The following is a 16,607-nucleotide window of genomic DNA, read 5'->3' as shown; positions in this document are numbered from 1 at the left end:
CCACTCAGTGGCTGGCGACTTCCGAGCGGCGCAGTTCGTCGCGTACCCAGCCGTCGATCATGCGCTTCTCGTAGTACAGCTGGTCGCGCGTACCCGGACCCGCGCCGCCCACCGACAGGTAGCCGGCGTCGCGCACGCTGCGCGTCCCCTCGGCGATCAGCTGGCCGTCGGCACCGTAGTGCCTGAACTCCAGCGCGATCGACGGCGGATAGTGGTCGCGCAGGAAGCGCACGTCCTGCATGTTCATGCCACGCCAGGGTTCGTAGCGTCCGGCGCGGCCGATGTCGGTGATCGTCACTTCCAGGCGCTCGCCCTCGGGCAGGCGCTTGGTCGCCGATTCGCGCAGGTGCTCGGCCAACTGCTCGACCCAGTTGCCACGGGCGGCATGCCAGCGGTTGCCGCTGAACTTGAGATCGGTGAACTCGGCCGGGTCGGTCCACTGTACCTGGACCGGGCCTTCGGCCGGCAGGCTGCGCGGCGCTTCCGGATCGGTGACGTTGCGGGTCTTTGCGGTGACGGTGGCGGTCGCCAGCAGGACGACAACCAGCAGGAGCAGGCGTGCGGCGCGGCTCATGGCGGGACTCCGGGGTGGACCCAGGCAGTCTGCGCCGGCCGGGCTTAACCGTCCACGACCCTGTTCACGTGCCGCAGGCGGGCGCTCGCGCAATCATTCGCCCCGAATCGACACCCGGAAGCCGCGCATGTCCCGACTGCTGCCGTCCCTGTCCGCCGTGCTGCTGTGCCTGGCCATCGCGCCGGGCCACGCCGCTGGCGTCGACACGCCCGACTTGAGCCCGGAGACGGTGAACGCCGCCACGGGCGCCGGGCCCGCGGCGCTGCTGCGGGCCCAGGTGCTGCTGGAACGCGCGCGTTTTTCCCCGGGCGAGATCGACGGCGGCACCGGCACCAATACCCGGCGCGCGCTCGCCGGTTTCCAACGGGCCAAGGGGTTGGAAGCCGACGGCGAACTGGGGGAGAAGACCTGGGAGGCGCTGGCCGCCGATGGCGCGCCGGCGCTGGTGGTCTACAAGCTCACTGCCGAGGACGTGGCGGGCCCGTTCCAGGACATTCCCCAGGACACGATGGAGAAGGCCGGCCTCGATGCGCTGGGCTATGCCTCGGTGGAGGAGGCGGTGGCGGAGAAGTTCCAGGCGTCGCCGACGCTCATCGCGCGCCTCAACCCGGACAAGGCGCTCGAGGCGGGCACCGAACTGGTGGTGCCCAACGTCGCCGACCTGCCGGCGCTGCCGGAGGCTGCTGCGGTCGTGGTCGACGGTTCCGACTCGGTCCTGCGGCTGCAGGACGCGGCGGGCAAGGTCTACGCCCAGTTTCCGGCGTCCACCGGCAGCGAGCACGACCCGCTGCCGATCGGCGAGTGGAAGGTGCAGACCGTGGCCATCGACCCGACCTATCACTACAACCCCGAACTGTTCTGGGACGCCGAACCCGACCACGCCAAGGCCACGCTGGCGCCGGGGCCGAACAACCCGGTCGGCTCGGTCTGGATCGATCTGTCCAAGCCGCACTACGGCATCCACGGCACGCCCGAACCGGCGCAGATCGGCAAGGCTCAGTCCTATGGCTGCATCCGGCTGACCAACTGGTCGGCTCGCGCGGTGTCCGGTGCGGTGCGCGCCGGCACCCGCGTCCTGCTGCAGGAGTGAGCGCGGCGCATGCGCTGGCTGGGCCTCGCGGTGCTGCTCCTGCTGCTGGCCAATGCCGGGTGGTGGTTGCTGGGTGGCGACGGTCGGGCGCTCTGGCAGCGCAGCCCGACGCCACAGGTCAGCGAGGACGTCGCGCCTGCATCCGCCGTGGCCGGCGTCGGCGCGTCCAACCCGTCGATCGAGCCGCCGGCACGCGCTCGCGAAGCGAGTGCACAAGCAGCGCCGCCGCTGCCCCGGGCTGCAGCCGCAGCGACGGTCTCCGCAGACCTGCTGGTCCCGGTGCAGGGCGTGGAGGCGCGCGAGCTGTCCGACACCTTTGGCGACCCGCGCGGCAACGAGCGCCGTCACGAAGCGCTGGACATCATGGCCCCGGCCGGCACGCCGGTGCTGGCGGTGGCCGATGGCCACGTCGAGAAGCTGTTCGACAGCGAGCGCGGCGGGCTGACCCTCTACCAGTTCGAGCCCACGGGGCGCTGGTGCTACTACTACGCCCACCTGCAGGCCTATGCGCCTGGCATGGCCGAAGGCGCACAGATCCGGCGCGGCCAGGTGATCGGCTATGTCGGCAGCACGGGCAATGCCGATCCCTCCGCCCCGCACCTGCACTTCGCCGTGTTCGCGCTCGGACCCGAGCGCCAGTGGTGGACCGGCACGCCGGTCAATCCCTATCCGCTGCTGGGCGGCAGCCCTGCGCGGTGACGGCCGCCGCATGGTCCGCGACCGCCGATTGCGCTAACCTGCGGCCGTCGACCAGACAGGCAGGACGCCATGGAAGGAGTCGCAGGGATGCCGTCCCGTACCACGCAGCAGCGCGGTGCCGCGGGGGTCGCGCCCACCGTCCCCCGCATCCTGCTGTGCTGGCTCGCGCTGGCCTGCCTGCTGCTCACCGGGTGCCATCCGGACCTGTTCGCCGCCGCGCGGCAATCGCGCCAGCAGGCCGCCCTGGTCGAGATCTTTCCTGACCCCCAGGCGCAGGCGCTGGCCATTGCCGCCGAGCATGGCGATGCGCGCGAGGTAACGCGGCTGATGCGGGAGGAGGGCGTCGATCCGGACGCGATCTTCAGCAGCCCCAAGGGTCGCATCCCGCTGCTGGCCTGGCCGATCATCACCGGCAATCCCGAGGGCCTGCGCGCCATGCTCGAGGCCGGCGCCGATCCCAACGTCAAAAGGCTTTTTCCCAGCGATCGAGGCGAGCGCTACCAGCCCAACGCCATGGTCTGGGCTGCGCAGCAGCCGGATCCGATCTACCTGCGGATCCTGCTCGACCACGGCGGCGACCCGGACACCCGCAATGCCAACGACGAAGCGCTGCTGCTCCACGCCTATATCAATGGAAACCAGTGGCGCAACGTGCAACTGCTGGTGGAGCGGGGGGCGGATGTGAATGCCGACGTCTCTGTAGGGCGCACCATCCTCAACGTGTACGCATCTCGGGGAGCGTTTGAGACGGCCTATTGGCTGCTTGAGCGTGGTGCTGACCCGTCGAGGGAGTACGACGAGCAGAGGGCACCTGTCGCGAAGGCGGACTCCCATGCCATTGAAGCGATCTTCTGGCACCCGGGTGATCCGGAAGCACCTGATTGGCAGATCAAATGCCAAGCCGTCCTGCTCGCGCGCGGGTATGAGCGTCCTCCAATCCCGGAACACTATCGGGCGATGCGCGAACGCCTCGGATTGGCTGTCGCAAAAAATGATTGACGGGCCGTAGCCTGAATCGAAGACAAGGAATGTCATGAACGGCAGACGCGAGGAACAGCAGGAACTTCTTGCAAAACTGCGTACGACCAACGAATTGGCGTTGGAGACGCACGCCTCCAACCTCGATGAACTCTACCGCGCGCGGCAGATGGCGGGAGTAACGAGCGATGGTTACATGGCGGCAAAAGGCGAGGGGGTCTCGCCCCACGGCTGGCTGAGGGGCAGCGAGAATCCCGCCCTGCTTCTCAAAGCGTTGCCGGGAAGCGATTTGTCGGAAGCCGAACTTCTGGGTCTCCTCAAACCGGACACCTCTGGCTTCCGGGCGGAGATATATTTTCCGGACCCAGAGATCCTGGGGCTTGGATTCAAGCCTACTCTCGTATTCAAAGGCTCTGCCGGAGAAGTCCTGCAGTCCGATGGAACCCGTCGGGATACGGCTCTTGAGGATTTCGCGGGGAACAACTTTCCACAGTCGGTAGGGCTGCCAGTGGAGTACCACGATAGGGGCATGGATCTGGCCGTATTTTTGAGGCAGCAAGGTCTCGAGTTCGACATGTCTGGCCACAGCATGGGCGCCGCCGTTGCAGCGGCGGCGTCTGCAGTTACCGGCATGCGCGCCTATACGTTCAACCCTGCAGGTCTTCATCCGGAGACAGTGGACCGATTTGCCAAGGCGCATAACGTTCCTGTGTATGACACGCTGCAGACCGTCACCGCCTGGCAGGTCCAGGGCGACCTCCTGAACGATGGTGTCCAGGGCGATCTGGCCAAGCTGGGCGTGCTGGACCGCTATCGACTTGGCAGCCTGCTGTCCGACACCGCCGGCGTGCTGCGCAATGTGCCCGAGGCTCGCCAGGTGCTGGAGCGCGAGTTGATGGCGGGGATCTCGGAGTCGTCGCATCCGGCCGTGCATGCGTTTCTCGACAGGCTGGAGAGCGGCAACGGCGCTTCGCTGCTGCGCGACCTGCCGCAGGCTGCCGGCGTGCGCAAGCCACCGCTGCCTGCAATGGCGTCGGTCGACGGTGTCCTGGTGGATCGCCAGCACGCGGCTTCGGTGGCCGACCTGCATCGACTGGCCAGCCCGCTGCTGACCACGCTGGCGTCCGCCGCGCGAGGTGCAGAAGCGGGCAGTTCGGTAGGCCAGGTCGTGGCGGTCGGCGGACGCTGGGGCGGGCGCGGGCTGGACGTCGGCGGGGACAGTGTCCGCGGCGCGCTCTGGCAGGCGGGGACTTTTGCGGCCGAGGGCTACCGGGTCGGCGGCACCACCTTCGCGCATGGGACGCGCTGTGCTGGCGAACTGGCGGCGCAGTGGCGGGAACTGGGCGCGTCGGTGGAGGCCGACGTCCACGACGCCCGGGGCTGGGTGCAGGAACGGCAGGGACAGGTAGCGGCCGGCGGCTGGCGGGTGCTCGCTGCCGTCGCGGGCGTCGTGTCGCCGGAGGCCCGGCGGGACCTGGAGCGACAGGCCGACGCCAGCCTCGCACAGGCCGGGACCCTGGCCGCGCAGGCGAGGGCCGAGGCCGGACAGGCGCGGACGCAGGGCCAGGTGTCGGCCGGCGCGATCCGTCTGGCGTCGCGGTCGATGGGCGAGGCGATGTACGCCAACGCCCGCGAGGCCGGCGAGACGATGAAACTGCGGTTGGCCGTGGCCGGCACGGTCGTCGATGCGGTGCTGGACGCGGGTGGGCAACGCGTCGAGGCGGTTACCGCACGCGCGCCGCTGGCGGGTGCAACTCTGGGCGGCACCCAGGGGATGCTCTTGGGCGGCGCCGTGGCCTACCGGCCCGGTTCACCCTGGACCGGCTACGACGTGCACGGCACGGTCGAGTTGGCCAGGCAGGCGGGGCCAGCGCTGCACGAAGCGCTGCAGCGCCACGGCATGGACAGCGCCATGATTCCCAGCCTCGATGGCGAGATCGCGAGACAGGAGGAGGCCGCCCGCGCGCTGCTGCGGATGCGCGGGCGCGACGCGCCTCCGGTCGACCGGCCGCTGCTGCATACCGGCGAGTCCGGCCGCGCGCTCGACAGCCTCCTCGATGCGATCAAGTCCGGGGATGGTGCCCGCATCTCCGCCGCGTCCGCCGCGATGCTCGACACGCCGCAGGCGCGGCACTGGCTGCGGGACGGAGAGGCGCGGCTCGACGGGCTGCAGTCGACCGCCGTCGCTCCGGGGCGGGAGGCGAGTCCGCCGGAGGAAGCTGCGCTGGCGCGCTGAGCGGACGCAGCGCGGGTCTGGCCGGAGCGGTCGCGGCGTCTTGTGCGGCCCGGCCTGAATGGGTTCCAGCGCCGGCACGGCCGCTAGTCCGGGGAAGGGTGGTTTCACACAGACCCGGGTCGCCCTTGCCGCCACGCCCTAACCGGGGGCGCGCATTCCCGCCGGACGATTACGGTCGCGCCTCGTCGACCTGGCGTTGGATGCGGGAGCGTGGATCCGTGAAGTCGCCGCAGGGGCGACGCCCCGGCTCAAGGCGTGCCGGTGTCCTCGATCAGGGGTTCCAGCGCCGGCCATACATGCTCGAGCAGCTTGTCCTGCGCCTCGACGGTGGGGTGCAGGTTGTCATCCTGGAAGGCGTTGCGGTCGAGCGCGATGGGTTCCAGCAGGAACGGCAGCAAGGCGGTGTCGAACAGTTCGGACAGCTCGCGGTAGTTGCGCTCGAAGCCGCGGGTGTAGTCCTGGCCGAGGTTGGGCGGCATGCGCATGCCCACCAGCAGCACCTTCGCACCCACGTGCTGCGAGGCGCCGATCATGCGCGCCAGGTTGCGCCGCGCCTCGCGTAACGGCAGGCCACGCAGGCCGTCATTGGCACCCAGGGCGATCACCACTACATCCGGACGATGGCGCAGCACCTCGCCGACAATGCGCGAGGCGCCACCGGCCGTGGTTTCGCCGCTGATGCTGGCATTGACCACGCGCCAGCCAGGCCGCTCGCGCGCCAGCCGTTCGCCGAGCCGCGAGACCCAGCCTTCGTGCGCAGCCATGCCGTAGCCGGCCGAGAGGGAGTCGCCCATCACCAGCACGGTGCGCGGCTGTGCACCCGCCGCTGGCGCAGGCTGGGCCAGGGCCGGCAGCAGGCACAGCAGCAGGAGTAAACCGATGGCCCATTGCATCCGGCCAAGGCAGCCGCCATAAGGTGCAAGACGTACGCTCCGCCGCCCCGCGTTCCTGCGCGGCGGCGCGTGCCGGCCGGCCCCGCGACGGGCCAGCGGGTCCTGCGTCCGCGCACGGGGCGCATCGGGTCGCCGCGCATGCGCGGACGCCGCCGGTGCCGTGCCGTGACCGTCAAGCTGCTGCATCGAAACTCCTCGTCCGTCGTGCGCATCGCGCCTGCGGTCCACGATAACCAATCCGGAATGAACATGGCCGACGCTTTCGTGCCCCACGCCGCCGCCGACCCGGCGCCTGCCTCGACCGCTGCCGCTCCCGCCCTGCGCGTGCAGGGGCTGGGCAAGCAGGTGGCGCTCCCGTCCGGTCCCCTGACCATCCTGGATGGCGTCGGCTTCGAGGTCGCACGTGGCGAGGTGGTGGCCATCGTCGGCGCTTCGGGCTCGGGCAAGAGCACCCTGCTGTCGCTGCTGGCGGGGCTCGATACCCCCAGTACCGGCACGGTCGCGCTGGGGGGCGAGGCGATCTCGGCGCTGGACGAGGACGGACGCGCCCGGGTGCGCGGCGAACAGGTCGGTTTCGTATTCCAGAACTTCCAGCTGCTGCCGTCGCTGACCGCGCTGGAGAACGTGATGCTGCCGCTCGAACTGCGCGGCGACGGCGATGCCGACGCACCTGCGCGCGCGATGCTGGGCAAGGTCGGCCTCGGCGAACGCCTGGGCCACTATCCCAGGCAACTGTCCGGCGGCGAGCAGCAGCGCGTGGCGCTGGCGCGCGCCTTCGTCACCCGGCCGGCCCTGCTGTTCGCCGACGAACCCACCGGCAACCTCGACACCAACACCGGGCAGGCGATCATCGAACTGCTGTTCGCGATGAACGCCGATGCCGGCACCACCCTGGTGCTGGTGACCCACGACGACCACCTGGCCGCGCGCTGCCATCGCACGCTGAGGCTCGACAGCGGTCGGCTCGTCGCCGACGAGCGCGGTTTGATCGGCGCATGAGGACGCTCACGCTCGCATGGCGCCAGCTGCGCCGCGACATCAAGGCCGGCGACATCCGCATCCTGTTCGCCGCGCTGGTGCTGGCGGTGGTGGCGGTCACCTCGGTGGGCTTCGTCACCGACCGTGCCGGCCGCGCGCTGGCGATGGAGGCCAACCGCCTGCTGGGCGGCGACGCGCTGGTGCGCGGCGATGCGCCCATCGCCGGCGCGATCGACGAGGCTGCCGGCGCCCCCGGCCTGCAGCGCACGCAGACGGTCGAACTCGACAGCATGATCCGCGTCGGCAGCGGTGCCGATGCGCGGCTGCAGCTGGGCGACCTGCGCGCCCTGGGCGCCGGATTCCCGCTGCGTGGCGTGTTCCGGATCGCAGGCGCCGATGGCATCGAGCGCGACGCGGCCGGCGTGCCCGAGCCCGGCACGCTGTGGCTCAGCCGCGCCGGCGCCGACACCCTGGGTGCACGCGTCGGCGACCCGGTCGGCATCGGCACGCGCGAGTTCCGCCTCGCCGCGCTGGTGGTGCAGGAGCCCGACGCCTCGATCGACTATTTCAACGTGGCGCCCAAGGCCTTCCTCAACTTGGACGACCTGGACTCCACCGGCCTGGTGCAGGAAGGCAGCCGCATCCGTTACCGGCTGGTGGTGGCGGGCGAAGCCGCCGCGGTCGAGCGCTTCGCCAGCGTTGCGAAGGCCAACCTCGGTCGCGGGCAGCGCATCGAGACGATCAGCGACGCGCGGCCGGAAGTGCGTTCGGCGCTGGACCGCGCCGGGCGCTTCCTCGGTCTGGCGGCGCTGGTGTCGGTGGTGCTGGCGGCGGTGGCCGTCGCGATGGCGGCGCGCCGGCACAGCGAGCGGCACCTCTCCGGCGTGGCGGTGATGCGTTGCCTCGGCGCGCAGCAGCGCACGCTGGTCGGCATCCATGTCGGCGAACTGCTGCTGCTGGGCCTGATCGCCTGCACCGTGGGCGTGGCGCTGGCCTTCGCCCTGCAGTGGTCGGTGGCCGGCTGGCTGGCCCAGGCGCTCAAGGTCGATATCCCGCCGGCGAGCGTGTGGCCCGCGCTGCGCGGCTACGGCGTGGGCCTTGTGGTGCTGCTGGCCTTCGGGGCGCCGCCGGTGCTGGCGCTGCGGCGCGTGCCCGCGCTGCGAGTGCTGCGCCGCGATCTGGACGGCACCGAACCTTCGGCATGGATCGTCGCCTTGGCGGGGCTGGGCGGGCTGGCCGCCCTGCTGTGGTGGCAGGCGGGCTCGGCCACGCTGGCCACGGCGATGCTTGGCGGGATCGTGGCGACGCTGGCGGTGCTGGCGCTGATCGCCTGGCTGCTGATCGTCGCCGTGCGCCGCCTGCGCACGCGGCTGCGCGGCGCACTGCGCTACGGGCTGGCCAACGTCAGCCGGCGCGCAGGCACCTCGATCGCCCAGGTCAGCGCACTCGGCCTGGGGCTGATGGCGCTGCTGCTGCTGACCTTCGTGCGCACCGATCTGCTCGACCGCTGGCAGCTGGCGCTGGCGCAGGACGCGCCCAACCGCTTCATCATCAACGTCCAGTCCGACCAGCTGGCGCCGGTGCGCGAATTCATCGCGGCACGCGGCGTGGCCGAGCCGGTGCTGTTCCCCATGGTCCGCGCGCGCCTGGTCGAGCGCAACGGCGAGCCCGTGCGCGGCGAGGACTATGCCAACCGCACCGGCGACGCGGACGAGGATCGCCAGTCGCAGCGGCGCGCGGAGCGCGAGTTCAACCTGTCGATGGCCGATGCCCTGCGCGACGACAACCGGGTCACGGCGGGGCGCTTCTGGAACGGGACGCCGGCCACGCCCGAGCTGTCGGTGGAAGAGGAGTTCGCCAACGGCCTGGGCTGGAAGGTCGGCGACCGCATCGCCTTCGACATCGCCGGGCAGCGCTTCGAGGCGCCGATCACCAGCCTGCGCAGCGTGGAGTGGGAAAGCTTCCAGCCCAACTTCTTCGTGCTCGCGTCGCCCGGCGCGCTCGATGGTTACCCGGCCAGCCACATCACCGCGGTGCAGGTGCCGCCCGAGCAGTCCCGCTTCACCGCGGAACTGGTGCAGGCCTTCCCGAACCTGTCGGTGATCGACGTGGACGCAGTGCTGGCGCAGGTGCGCAGCACCGCCGACCAGGTGTCGACCGTGGTCCAGGTGGTGTTTTGGTTCTCGCTGCTGGCGGGCGTGCTGGTGCTGCTGGCGGCGGTGAGCGCCAGCCAGGACGAACGCCTGCTCGAGGGCGGGGTGATGCGCGCGCTGGGCGGCCGGCGCGGGCAACTGCGCATGGCGCAGGTGTCCGAGTTCACCGCGATCGGTCTGCTGTCCGGGCTGGTGGCCGCCCTCGCGGCCTCGATCCTGTCGGGCGTCATCGCCACCGAAGTGTTCGACCTGCCTTGGCGGGCGAACTGGATGCTGGCGGCGGTGGGCGGCGCACTGGGCGTGGCGGTGACCCTGGCCGCCGGCCTGTACGCCACCAGGCGCGTGCTCGACGCGCCGCCCTCGACGACGCTGCGCGAGTTGCAGGGCTAGGCGGAGGATGATCGATGGATGACGAAACCTTCGCGCTCGACGGCGAATACGTCGAACTCAACCAGTTGCTCAAGCTGTGCGGCGTGGTCGACAGCGGCGGCGCCGGCAAGGCGCTGGTCGCAAGCGGCGCGGTGCGCGTGGATGGCGAGGTCGAACTGCGCAAGACCTGCAAGATTCGCGCGGGCCAGGTGGTGGAGGCGGACGGCGTCCGGATCCGCGTCACCGCCGGCGGACCCTGAAGACGCCGGACCTGCGTGCGCCGCAGGCCGCTGTGGGAGCGACTTCAGTCGCGAAGCCGGAGGCGTGTCGCGGCGGATCGAGTTCGCGCCTGAAGGGCTCCCGCAGTGCGGGCGCCGGGATGGTCGCCGCTGGTCAGTTCTCCCAGCGGCGCAGCACCAGGCTGGCGTTGGTGCCGCCAAAGCCGAAGCTGTTGGACAGCACCGTGCGCAGGCCGGCGTCGCGGCTCTCGCGCGCCAGCGGCAGGTCGGCTGCTTCCGGATCGACGTTGTCCACGTTCACCGAACCGGCGATGAAGCCCTGCTGCAGCATCAGCAGGCAGAAGATCGCCTCGTGCACGCTGGTCGCGCCCAGCGAGTGGCCGGTGAGCGACTTGGTCGAGGAGAACGGCGGCACCGCTTCGCCGAACACCGCCCGCATCGCCCGCAGCTCGCTCACGTCGCCGACCGGCGTCGAGGTGCCGTGGGTGTTGATGTAGTCGATGCCGCCATCCAGGCCGTCGATGGCCAGGCGCATGCAGGCGATGGCGCCGTCGCCGGACGGGGCCACCATGTCCTCGCCGTCGGAGCTGGCGCCGAAGCCGACCAGTTCGCCGAGGATCGTGGCGCCGCGCGCCTGCGCGTGTTCCAGGCTCTCGAGCACCAGGGCGCCGCCGCCACCGGCGATGACGAAGCCGTCGCGATCGGTGTCGTAGGCGCGCGAGGCGCGCTGCGGCGTGTCGTTGTACTTCGTGGACAGCGCGCCCATGCCGTCGAACAGCATGGCCATTCCCCAGCTGACCTCTTCTCCGCCGCCGGCGAAGACCACGTCCTGCAGGCCGGCCTGGATCTGCTGCGCGGCCACGCCGATGCAGTGGGCCGAGGTGGCGCAGGCCGAGGAGATCGAATAGTTCAGGCCCTTGATGCCGAACGCGGTGGCCAGACAGGCCGACACGGTCGAGCTCATCGTGCGCGTGACCTGGTAGGGCCCGACGCGGCGGATGCCGCGCTCGCGCAGGGTGTCGGCCGATTCGATCTGGTTGGTCGGCGAGCCGCCGCCCGAGCCCATGATCAGGCCGGTGCGGGGGTTGGACACCTGTTCTTCGCCCAGCCCCGACTGCGCGATGGCGTCGCGCAGCGCGATGTAGGCATAGGCCGCCGCGTCGCCCATGAAGCGGCGCAGCTTGCGGTCGATCTGCGCCTCCAGGTCCACCTGCGGTACGCCCGAGACCTGGCTGCGCAGGCCGCGGTCGGCGAATTCCTGGTCGAAGCGGATGCCCGGACGCCCGTCGCGCAGCGCGGCGGACACGGTGTCCAGGTCGTTGCCGATGCACGAGACGATGCCCATCCCGGTGATCACCACGCGACGCGGGCCCAGCGCCAGGCTCATGCTTCGCCTTCCCGCTGGAACAGGCCCACCCGCAGGTCGCTGGCGGTGTAGATCTCGGTGCCGTCGCAGTACATGCGGGCATCGGCGATGGCCAGGATCAGCTTGCGCTTGATCACGCGCTTGATGTCGATCTCGTAGCGCACCAGCTTCGCGTCGGGGCCCACCTCGCCGGTGAACTTGACCTCGCCGGCGCCGAGCGCGCGGCCGCGGCCGGGCAGCTTCTGCCAGGTCAGGTAGAAGCCGACCAGCTGCCACATCGCGTCCAGGCCCAGGCAGCCGGGCATCACCGGGTCGCCGGCGAAGTGGCACTGGAAGAACCACAGGTCGGGGCGGATATCGAGTTCGGCCTCGACCCGGCCCAGGCCATAGGCGCCGGTCTCGTCGTCGATATGGGTGATGCGGTCGAACATCAGCATCGGCGGCAGGGGCAGGCGGCCGCTGCCGGGGCCGAAGAGCGTGCCTTCACCCGAGGCGATCAGCTGGTCGTAGCTAAAGGAATCCTTCATCGAACGGACGACTCGTCTTGCGCGGGACAATCCTGCAAGTATCGCGGAAAAGCGCCCCTCCGGCGCGCGCGCGGTAGCGGGACGCTCGACCAAAGTCGCAGATGCGGCGTGCAGGCCGCCTGAAACGGCCGGCCGGCTGCCGTCGCGGCAGCCGGCCGGAAGCCCTACTTGAGGTGGCGGGTGACCGCGTAGGCGGCCAGGTTGCCCAGGCCCGTCGCGCCGAGCAGGATCGCGAACATCAGCGGCGAGGGGTCCTCCCCGCCCACGGCCTCGAGTACGCCGAAGCCGACGGCCAGCGCCACCAGGATCACGCCCCAGCGCAACGAGGCGTGGCGGCGGCGCGATTCCTCGCCGGCCAGCAGGGTCCGCAGCATGTCCTCGGAGCCGTGCGACTGGACCAGGTGGCGGCGGGCGCGGGCATCGACCACGGCCTTGATGGACAGGTAGATGCAGACGAACAGGACGATGGGGATGAAGACGGCGATGTCCATGGCGGGTTCCCGGAGGTTGCGGAGTGTGGTGGGTTCGGCACTGGAGATACGGCGAGCCGGCGCGCGGTTGCAGCGGTGGCGGCCTGCCCCTGCCGTTCCGGCCTTGCAACCGTTCCCGCGCCGGGCGTATCCCTGTGGGCGATGACCGGATTCCCCGCCCCCGACAAGGACGTGCTGGACGCGGACCGCGCCCTGGTGGCGGCGGTGCTGGCCGGTACGCCGGGCGCGTTCGAGCGGCTGGTGCGGGAGTACCAGGGCCTGTGCTGGCACGTGATCGACCGGATGGTGCGCCACCCGGACGACACCCGCGAACTGTGCCAGGAGGCCTTCCTGCGCGTGCACCAGGCCCTGCACCAGTACCGCGGCGACAGCGCCCTCAAGTCCTGGGTCGCCCAGGTGGCGTACTCGGTGGCCCGGCGGCACCTTGAGAAGAGGCGGATCCCCATCGCCGAGCCGGCGGCCGGGGCCGACGCGCCCGACCTGGCCGAGTCGGTCGGCGACGGTTTCGACCTGGAGTCGGCCGCCGCAGACGACCAGGCCGTCGCCATGCTGCATGAGGCCATCGGGCGGCTGCCGCCACTGCAGCGGACGCTGCTGACGCTGTATCACATGGAGGACACGCCGATCGGCGAGATCTCACGGATCACCGGTCTGGCCGAAGGTACGATCAAGAGCCATCTGTTCCGCAGCCGCAAGCGCCTGCGCGAGCTGCTGGAACCCAGCTTGGGAGTTTTCGCCGCATGAACACCCGCCTGCCTCGTCCATCCACCCAAGGCTCCGTTGCCGAGCGCGACTGGCTGGCCCAGGAACAGGCCCTGGAGGCGCCGTCGCGCCGCGCCGATGCCCTGCTGGCGCGCGCGCTGCACAGCCAGCCGCTGTCGCAGCCCCCACAGGACTTCGCCGCCGGCGTCGCGGCGCTGGCCGCGGCGGCGCCACGGCCGCAGCCGGCCGATGCGCGTCTGGAGCGCGGCCTGCTGCAGGCGCTGCTGGCCACGCTCGCCGTGGCGGCCATGGGCACCCTGGGGTACTTCGGCGGCCAGTGGTGGGCGCTGGCCAGTCAGGCGCTGGGCACGGGCGCGGCACAGTGGGCGCTGCTGGGCGCCACCTGCCTGTTGCTGTCCTGGCTGCCCGAAGCCGCGCGCCGGCTGCGAGCGGCCGCGTGGGCCGCGCCCGCCTAGCCGGCGGCCGCGCCGCGCGCGCTACTCCACTTCATCGAGCTGGACACCGAAGCGGCGTGCGTAGTCGCGCTCTTCGCTGATCCGCATCACTTCGTCGCGGTCGAAATCCGGGGCGCCGTAGACCGCGCACGCCACGCCATCGTCACCGCGTCCCACCGCCTGCAGGCGGTAGCGCGACTGGCCACTGCCGGTTTCGGGCGGGTAGTGCACCGGCGGCTCGCCGTCCAGGTCCAGCTCGCCATTGTCGATCACGCCGCCGACGAACAGTGCGCGCATGGCGCCTCCCAATGTCATGTGCCAGTCACCAGCCTGCGGGCGCGGATGTTCTTGCGCGGTCAAGGATGCGTATGGCGGGCGTTTCCGGGCCGGCCGCGCGCGGCCCGCTAGAATCGTGCGCCCTGCCGTGCCGCCGTGCCGATGTCCGATCCCGCCCTCGATGCGCTGATGCTGCCCTTCGCCAGCGGCCAGCTGGCCTGGCCCGAGGCGGGCGCGCTGTTCCTGCGCGCGCGCAGCGGCGCCGCGCTGCACGCCCATGCGCCGCGCAGCCTGGCCTGCGAACAGAGCTTCCGTCCCGAACACGATGCGCTCGGGCGTTCCGGGTTCGCGGTGCGTGCCGCCAGCGACGACCGTTTCGGGCTGGTGCTGCTGCTGCCGCCGCGCCAGCGCGACGAGGCGCGCGCGCTGCTGGCCCAGGCGCTGGCACGCACCCTGCCGGGCGGCCATGTCGTGGCGGCGATGCCCAACGATGCCGGGGCCCGCACCGGGCAGGCGGATTTCGAGGCGCTGCTGGGTGCCGCCAGCGTGCAGAGCAAGCACAAGTGCCGGGTGTTCTGGGCGCAGGCAGGCGGCGCCGACGCGGCGCTGGCCGCGGAGTGGGGCGCGCTGGATGCGCCGCGGCCGATCCTGGATGGCCGATTCCTCAGCCGGCCCGGCGTCTTCGCCTGGGACCGTGTCGACGCCGCCTCCGCGCTGCTGGCGCGGCACCTGCCGGCGACGCTGTCCGGGCATGGCGCCGACCTCGGCGCCGGTTGGGGCTATCTGTCCGACCAGGTACTGGCGCGCTGCCCGGGCGTGACCGCGCTGGACGTGGTGGAGGCCGAACTGCGCGCGCTGGACTGCGCGCGCGCCAACCTGGCCGCGCATGCCAGCCGCGCCGCGCTGGAGTTCCTGTGGCACGACGTCACCACCGGGCTGCCGCGCCGTTACGACTTCATCGTCAGCAATCCGCCGTTCCATGCGCTGCGCGGGGAGCCGCGCCCGGAGATCGGTCGCGCCTTCATCGCCGCGGCCGCCGATGCGCTGCGCCCCGGCGGTGGACTGTGGCTGGTGGCCAACCGCCAGCTGCCCTACGAGGACATGCTGGCCGCGCGCTTCGGGCAGGTCGGCGAGATCGCCGTCCAGGGCGGCTTCAAGGTGGTGCATGCGGTGAGGGCCCGATGAAGCTGCTGCGCTACCTCGCCAACCTCGGCTACGGCAGCCGCCGCGAGGTGCAGTGGATGTTCCGCGAGGGCCGGATCACCGACGCCGACGGCGAGGTGCTCTACGCGGACGACCCGGTGCAGCACGCCACCGTGCGCATCGACGGCGAGCCGCTCGATCCGGCCCCGGGGATGGTGCTGATGCTGCACAAGCCGGTCGGCGTGACCTGTTCGACCAAGGACGCCGGCCGCTTGGTCTACGACCTGCTGCCGCCACGGTTCCGGCGCCGCGACCCGGTGCTGTCCACCGTCGGACGCCTCGACCGCGACACCAGCGGTCTGTTGCTGCTGACCGACGACGGCCAGCTGCTGCACCGGATCATCTCGCCCAGATCCAACCTCGCCAAGACCTACGAGGCCACGCTGGACCGCCCGCTGCGCGGCGACGAGGCGGCGGTGTTCGCCAGCGGCAGCCTGATGCTCGAGTCGGAGACCACGCCGCTGAAACCGGCCCGGCTGGAGCCAGTCGATGCCACGCACGCGCGCCTGACCCTCACCGAGGGCCGCTATCACCAGGTGCGGCGGATGTTCGCCGCCGTGGGCAACCACGTGCTGGCGCTGCACCGCCCGCGCATCGGCGGACTGGCGCTCGATGGACTGGCGCCGGGTGAGTGGCGCCAGCTTGGCGCCGACGATCTCGCCCGGCTGTTCGACGGGCCGGCAGCGTGAGTGCGGCTGCCCCGTTGCCGTTCCTGCCCGCGGCGGTGGTGTTCGACATGGACGGCCTGATGCTCGACAGCGAGCGGGCGATCACCGACTGCATGGCCCGCGCCGCCGCCGAGGCGGGGCACGCGCTGCCGCATTCGCTGTGGCTGTCGCTGGTGGGCACCGGCGAACAGGCCTGTCGCGAGATCCTGGCGGAGCGGCTGGGCGGGCGCGCGGCGGACGCGATGCTCGATCGCGCCGACGTCCTGTACGAGGCGATGGTGGAGGCGGGCATCCCGCATCGCCCAGGCATCGTCGAGCTGCTGGACTGGCTGCAGCGGCAGGGCCTGCCGCGCGCGGTCGCGACCTCCACCCGGCGGCCGCTGGCCCTGCGCAAGCTGCGCCGCGCCGGCCTGCTCGACCGCTTCGATGCGGTGTGTACCAGCAGCGACGTGCCCCGGCCCAAGCCGGCACCGGACGTCTATCTGCTCGCGGCCGAGCGGCTTGGGGTCGAGCCCGCGCGCTGCCTGGTGCTGGAGGATTCGCCGGCCGGGGTGCGTGCCGCGCTGGCGGCCGGGATGCTGCCGGTGCAGGTGCCCGACCTGGTGGAGCCGGATGCGGCGCTGCGCGGTCTCGGCCACCGGATCGTGCCCTCGCTGGCGCGGGCGCAGACCCTGCTGGAGGCCGCTGCGCTCGCGCGCGCCGTCTAGCGG

General features: G+C 71.5%; 18 protein-coding genes. 12 read left to right on the top strand and 6 right to left on the bottom strand.

Annotated elements, in window-relative coordinates; all coding sequences use genetic code 11:
* Nucleotides 1-4: 4 nt before the first annotated feature.
* A complete protein-coding gene (locus tag ACQYVW_RS06535) occupies nucleotides 5-574 on the bottom strand; it encodes a DUF3016 domain-containing protein (protein ID WP_434934743.1) in 570 nt (189 codons plus the stop codon).
* A gap of 127 nt (nucleotides 575-701) precedes the next feature.
* Here ACQYVW_RS06535 and ACQYVW_RS06530 point away from each other — a divergent pair, with 127 nt between their 5' ends.
* The 4 genes from ACQYVW_RS06530 (at nucleotide 702) to ACQYVW_RS06515 (ending at nucleotide 5,577) form a co-directional block, all read left to right on the top strand.
* Complete coding sequence (locus tag ACQYVW_RS06530; protein ID WP_434934741.1) at nucleotides 702-1,664, top strand: L,D-transpeptidase family protein; 963 nt, start codon at nucleotides 702-704, stop codon at nucleotides 1,662-1,664.
* Between the two features lie 9 nt (nucleotides 1,665-1,673).
* Nucleotides 1,674-2,363, top strand: coding sequence for a M23 family metallopeptidase (locus tag ACQYVW_RS06525; RefSeq protein WP_434934740.1), 690 nt, complete (start codon nucleotides 1,674-1,676; stop codon nucleotides 2,361-2,363).
* Nucleotides 2,364-2,450: 87 nt separating this feature from the next.
* Nucleotides 2,451-3,362 (top strand): ankyrin repeat domain-containing protein, encoded by a 912-nt coding sequence (locus ACQYVW_RS06520; protein ID WP_434946414.1) that lies wholly within the window; start codon nucleotides 2,451-2,453, stop codon nucleotides 3,360-3,362.
* Nucleotides 3,363-3,396: 34 nt separating this feature from the next.
* Nucleotides 3,397-5,577 carry a Tle-like phospholipase domain-containing protein gene (locus ACQYVW_RS06515; protein WP_434946413.1) on the top strand — a complete coding sequence of 727 codons (2,181 nt, stop codon included), beginning with the start codon at nucleotides 3,397-3,399 and terminating at the stop codon, nucleotides 5,575-5,577.
* Between the two features lie 248 nt (nucleotides 5,578-5,825).
* Here ACQYVW_RS06515 and ACQYVW_RS06510 read toward each other — a convergent pair whose 3' ends face one another.
* Nucleotides 5,826-6,470 carry an arylesterase gene (locus ACQYVW_RS06510; protein WP_434946412.1) on the bottom strand — a complete coding sequence of 215 codons (645 nt, stop codon included), beginning with the start codon at nucleotides 6,468-6,470 and terminating at the stop codon, nucleotides 5,826-5,828.
* A 249-nt stretch (nucleotides 6,471-6,719) separates the two neighbouring features.
* On the opposite strand from ACQYVW_RS06510, the gene ACQYVW_RS06505 reads away from it, so the two are divergent.
* From ACQYVW_RS06505 to ACQYVW_RS06495, 3 genes are read left to right on the top strand one after another with little or no spacing between them, the layout of a single operon-like run.
* Entirely contained in the window at nucleotides 6,720-7,469 is a 750-nt protein-coding gene (locus tag ACQYVW_RS06505) for an ABC transporter ATP-binding protein (protein ID WP_434946411.1), read from the top strand.
* A complete protein-coding gene (locus tag ACQYVW_RS06500) occupies nucleotides 7,466-9,991 on the top strand; it encodes an ABC transporter permease (protein ID WP_434946410.1) in 2,526 nt (841 codons plus the stop codon). The genes ACQYVW_RS06505 and ACQYVW_RS06500 overlap by 4 nt, the downstream gene beginning before the upstream one ends.
* 14 nt (nucleotides 9,992-10,005) lie before the next feature.
* A complete protein-coding gene (locus tag ACQYVW_RS06495; protein ID WP_434946409.1) occupies nucleotides 10,006-10,230 on the top strand; it encodes an RNA-binding S4 domain-containing protein in 225 nt (74 codons plus the stop codon).
* Between the two features lie 133 nt (nucleotides 10,231-10,363).
* Here ACQYVW_RS06495 and fabB read toward each other — a convergent pair whose 3' ends face one another.
* The 3 genes from fabB to ACQYVW_RS06480 form a co-directional block, all read right to left on the bottom strand.
* A complete protein-coding gene (gene fabB / locus ACQYVW_RS06490; protein WP_434946408.1) occupies nucleotides 10,364-11,596 on the bottom strand; it encodes a beta-ketoacyl-ACP synthase I in 1,233 nt (410 codons plus the stop codon).
* Nucleotides 11,593-12,102 carry a 3-hydroxyacyl-[acyl-carrier-protein] dehydratase FabA gene (fabA, locus tag ACQYVW_RS06485; protein ID WP_434934725.1) on the bottom strand — a complete coding sequence of 170 codons (510 nt, stop codon included), beginning with the start codon at nucleotides 12,100-12,102 and terminating at the stop codon, nucleotides 11,593-11,595. Before fabA ends, fabB begins: the two co-directional genes overlap by 4 nt.
* Before the next feature lie 164 nt (nucleotides 12,103-12,266).
* Nucleotides 12,267-12,593 (bottom strand): hypothetical protein, encoded by a 327-nt coding sequence (locus ACQYVW_RS06480; protein WP_434946407.1) that lies wholly within the window; start codon nucleotides 12,591-12,593, stop codon nucleotides 12,267-12,269.
* Nucleotides 12,594-12,734: 141 nt separating this feature from the next.
* On the opposite strand from ACQYVW_RS06480, the gene ACQYVW_RS06475 reads away from it, so the two are divergent.
* Together ACQYVW_RS06475 and ACQYVW_RS06470 are read left to right on the top strand one after the other, a co-directional pair.
* Nucleotides 12,735-13,337, top strand: a complete 603-nt coding sequence (locus ACQYVW_RS06475; protein WP_434946406.1) for an RNA polymerase sigma factor — start codon at nucleotides 12,735-12,737, stop codon at nucleotides 13,335-13,337.
* Nucleotides 13,334-13,771, top strand: coding sequence for a hypothetical protein (locus ACQYVW_RS06470; RefSeq protein WP_434946405.1), 438 nt, complete (start codon nucleotides 13,334-13,336; stop codon nucleotides 13,769-13,771). The genes ACQYVW_RS06475 and ACQYVW_RS06470 overlap by 4 nt, the downstream gene beginning before the upstream one ends.
* Nucleotides 13,772-13,792: 21 nt before the next feature.
* Here ACQYVW_RS06470 and ACQYVW_RS06465 read toward each other — a convergent pair whose 3' ends face one another.
* The gene (locus ACQYVW_RS06465) at nucleotides 13,793-14,047 is read right to left on the bottom strand and encodes a hypothetical protein (RefSeq protein ID WP_434946404.1); all 255 of its coding nucleotides are present in this window, start codon (nucleotides 14,045-14,047) and stop codon (nucleotides 13,793-13,795) included.
* A gap of 141 nt (nucleotides 14,048-14,188) precedes the next feature.
* Here ACQYVW_RS06465 and ACQYVW_RS06460 point away from each other — a divergent pair, with 141 nt between their 5' ends.
* The 3 genes from ACQYVW_RS06460 to ACQYVW_RS06450 are packed head-to-tail and all read left to right on the top strand — an operon-like array spanning nucleotide 14,189 to nucleotide 16,604.
* Nucleotides 14,189-15,211 carry a class I SAM-dependent methyltransferase gene (locus tag ACQYVW_RS06460; protein WP_434946403.1) on the top strand — a complete coding sequence of 341 codons (1,023 nt, stop codon included), beginning with the start codon at nucleotides 14,189-14,191 and terminating at the stop codon, nucleotides 15,209-15,211.
* Nucleotides 15,208-15,918, top strand: coding sequence for a pseudouridine synthase (locus tag ACQYVW_RS06455; RefSeq protein WP_434946402.1), 711 nt, complete (start codon nucleotides 15,208-15,210; stop codon nucleotides 15,916-15,918). The genes ACQYVW_RS06460 and ACQYVW_RS06455 overlap by 4 nt, the downstream gene beginning before the upstream one ends.
* A complete protein-coding gene (locus ACQYVW_RS06450) occupies nucleotides 15,915-16,604 on the top strand; it encodes an HAD family hydrolase (protein ID WP_434946401.1) in 690 nt (229 codons plus the stop codon). Before ACQYVW_RS06455 ends, ACQYVW_RS06450 begins: the two co-directional genes overlap by 4 nt.
* The last annotated feature ends 3 nt before the right edge of the window (nucleotides 16,605-16,607 follow it).

The sequence above is a fragment of the Luteimonas campi genome, assembly GCF_051162505.1.
Taxonomy (GTDB): domain Bacteria; phylum Pseudomonadota; class Gammaproteobacteria; order Xanthomonadales; family Xanthomonadaceae; genus Luteimonas.
This window is presented reverse-complemented; position numbering and strand designations above follow the sequence as displayed.

Coding starts and splice junctions, on each gene's coding strand:
- ACQYVW_RS06535 (WP_434934743.1), bottom strand. CDS start 574: ATGAGCCGCGCCGCACGCCTGCTCCTGCTGGTTGTCGTCCTGCTGGCG.
- ACQYVW_RS06530 (WP_434934741.1), top strand. CDS start 702: ATGTCCCGACTGCTGCCGTCCCTGTCCGCCGTGCTGCTGTGCCTGGCC.
- ACQYVW_RS06525 (WP_434934740.1), top strand. CDS start 1,674: ATGCGCTGGCTGGGCCTCGCGGTGCTGCTCCTGCTGCTGGCCAATGCC.
- ACQYVW_RS06520 (WP_434946414.1), top strand. CDS start 2,451: ATGCCGTCCCGTACCACGCAGCAGCGCGGTGCCGCGGGGGTCGCGCCC.
- ACQYVW_RS06515 (WP_434946413.1), top strand. CDS start 3,397: ATGAACGGCAGACGCGAGGAACAGCAGGAACTTCTTGCAAAACTGCGT.
- ACQYVW_RS06510 (WP_434946412.1), bottom strand. CDS start 6,470: ATGCAATGGGCCATCGGTTTACTCCTGCTGCTGTGCCTGCTGCCGGCC.
- ACQYVW_RS06505 (WP_434946411.1), top strand. CDS start 6,720: ATGGCCGACGCTTTCGTGCCCCACGCCGCCGCCGACCCGGCGCCTGCC.
- ACQYVW_RS06500 (WP_434946410.1), top strand. CDS start 7,466: ATGAGGACGCTCACGCTCGCATGGCGCCAGCTGCGCCGCGACATCAAG.
- ACQYVW_RS06495 (WP_434946409.1), top strand. CDS start 10,006: ATGGATGACGAAACCTTCGCGCTCGACGGCGAATACGTCGAACTCAAC.
- fabB (WP_434946408.1), bottom strand. CDS start 11,596: ATGAGCCTGGCGCTGGGCCCGCGTCGCGTGGTGATCACCGGGATGGGC.
- fabA (WP_434934725.1), bottom strand. CDS start 12,102: ATGAAGGATTCCTTTAGCTACGACCAGCTGATCGCCTCGGGTGAAGGC.
- ACQYVW_RS06480 (WP_434946407.1), bottom strand. CDS start 12,593: ATGGACATCGCCGTCTTCATCCCCATCGTCCTGTTCGTCTGCATCTAC.
- ACQYVW_RS06475 (WP_434946406.1), top strand. CDS start 12,735: ATGACCGGATTCCCCGCCCCCGACAAGGACGTGCTGGACGCGGACCGC.
- ACQYVW_RS06470 (WP_434946405.1), top strand. CDS start 13,334: ATGAACACCCGCCTGCCTCGTCCATCCACCCAAGGCTCCGTTGCCGAG.
- ACQYVW_RS06465 (WP_434946404.1), bottom strand. CDS start 14,047: ATGCGCGCACTGTTCGTCGGCGGCGTGATCGACAATGGCGAGCTGGAC.
- ACQYVW_RS06460 (WP_434946403.1), top strand. CDS start 14,189: ATGTCCGATCCCGCCCTCGATGCGCTGATGCTGCCCTTCGCCAGCGGC.
- ACQYVW_RS06455 (WP_434946402.1), top strand. CDS start 15,208: ATGAAGCTGCTGCGCTACCTCGCCAACCTCGGCTACGGCAGCCGCCGC.